Origin of the sequence: Amycolatopsis kentuckyensis (genome assembly GCF_002155975.1) — a bacterium.
In the GTDB taxonomy this organism is placed as follows: domain Bacteria; phylum Actinomycetota; class Actinomycetes; order Mycobacteriales; family Pseudonocardiaceae; genus Amycolatopsis; species Amycolatopsis kentuckyensis.
On record NZ_MUMI01000759.1, the window covers coordinates 1 to 1,666 of the forward strand.

Annotated in this window: 2 protein-coding genes; both read left to right on the top strand. The window is 72.7% G+C overall.

What is annotated here, in order from left to right; genetic code table 11:
* Positions 1-518, top strand: a 518-nt coding sequence (sigE, locus tag CCN39_RS47350; RefSeq protein ID WP_086853678.1) for an RNA polymerase sigma factor SigE, incomplete at its 5' end; no start/stop codon positions are given.
* Positions 515-1,165, top strand: coding sequence for an anti-sigma factor family protein (locus CCN39_RS47355; protein WP_086853681.1), 651 nt, complete (start codon positions 515-517; stop codon positions 1,163-1,165). The genes sigE and CCN39_RS47355, both read left to right, overlap by 4 nt.
* Positions 1,166-1,666: the final 501 nt, after the last annotated feature.

The window sequence follows — 1,666 nt, forward strand, 5'->3', positions numbered from 1 at the left end:
GGGACGAGGTCGTGCGCGAGCACGGTGACCGGGTCTACCGGCTGGCCTACCGCCTGACCGGCAACACCCACGACGCCGAGGACCTCACGCAGGAGACCTTCATCCGGGTCTTCCGCTCGCTGGCGTCCTACAAGCCCGGCACGTTCGAGGGCTGGCTGCACCGGATCACCACCAACCTGTTCCTGGACATGGCCCGCCGCCGCTCGCGCGTGCGGATGGAAGGCCTGCCCGAGGACACCGACCGCATCGTGGGCGACGACCCGAGCCCCGAGCAGGTCTACTCGGACACCCACCTGGACCCGGACCTGCAGGCGGCGCTCGACGAGCTGCCCCCGGAGTTCCGCGCCGCCGTCGTGCTGTGTGACGTCGAGGGGCTGTCGTACGAGGAGATCGGCGCGACGCTGGGTGTCAAGCTGGGCACTGTCCGCAGCCGCATCCACCGTGGGCGCCAGGCGCTGCGCGCGTCGCTCGAGCGCCGACGCACTTACGCACCGCAGTCTGCGAAGGTGACGGTATGACCGCACCGCGAGGCTGGGCACTTCCCGAGTCGCACCTGCTGCCGGACGTCGTGGTGGCGTTCGTCGACGGCGAGCTGTCCCACGGCGCACGCGACCGCGCGGCGTCGCACATCACCCGCTGCCCGGCGTGCGCGGCGGAGGTGCGCGCGCAGCGTCAGACGGTCGAGGCGATCCGCCGCGCGGGGGCCCCGTCGATGTCGGCGGGCTTCCTGGCGAGCCTCCAGTCGATCCCGCAGCAGACGGAGCTGCCGAGCACCCCGGACAACCTGGCCATCACGGCCGACGGCCAGCTGGTCGCGGTCCAGCGCCCCGACCGCGTCGCGGGCCTGCGCGACGCGGGCGTGCTGGGCGGTGTGGCCCCGTTGGGATCATCGGCCCCCTTGGGCCAGTCCCCGAACGTCCTCGGCGGCGGCCGCTTCAAGCGCCGCGCGGCCCAGGGCGCGGGGGTGGTGGTGTCCGGACTGGTGCTGAGCGCACTGGCCCTGGTGGGGACGTCGGCGGACGGCGACGGCTCCCCGGAAACGGGCGGCGGAGTCCCGCAGCCGGCGAACCTCCTGCCGGCCCAGATGGCGGTGCCCCAGCAACCGGCCCCGGCATCGACCCCGGCGACGACAACCCCGGCAGCGGTACCGGCTGGCATCCGCTGAGAGGACTTTGAAGGCCGCTGCGAGTTCCCATCGCGGCGGCCTTCGGTGTGTCCGGGCCCACACCTGGGGGGCGGCCCACCGAAGGTGGCTTCGAGCCTTGGTGGGGGAGCTGCGGCCCGGCGATCAGCCTTGGTGGCGAACCTGCCTTGCTCGGTGATCGGCCTTGGTGGGGAACCTGCCTTGCTCGGTGATCAGCCTTGGTGGCGAACTTGCGCCGCTCGGTGACCAGTCTTGGCGGCGAACCTGCGCCGCTCGGTGACCAAGCCTCGGCGGCGGAGCCGGGTGAGTCCGTTCCAGGACCGGCCTCTGATTCGTTCGGCCGGCGTGCTGTGTGGACCAGGGTTGGTCCGTTCCAGGGTCCGAGCTCCGATTCGCTCCGCCGGAGGTGCCGTGTGGGGCCGGGGGAGTCCGCTCCAGCGACCGAGTTCCGATTCGCTCGGCCAGAAGTGCCGCGTGGCCACCGGCCGACCAAGCTCCGGAGCCCGGATGCCAGCCGGCTGG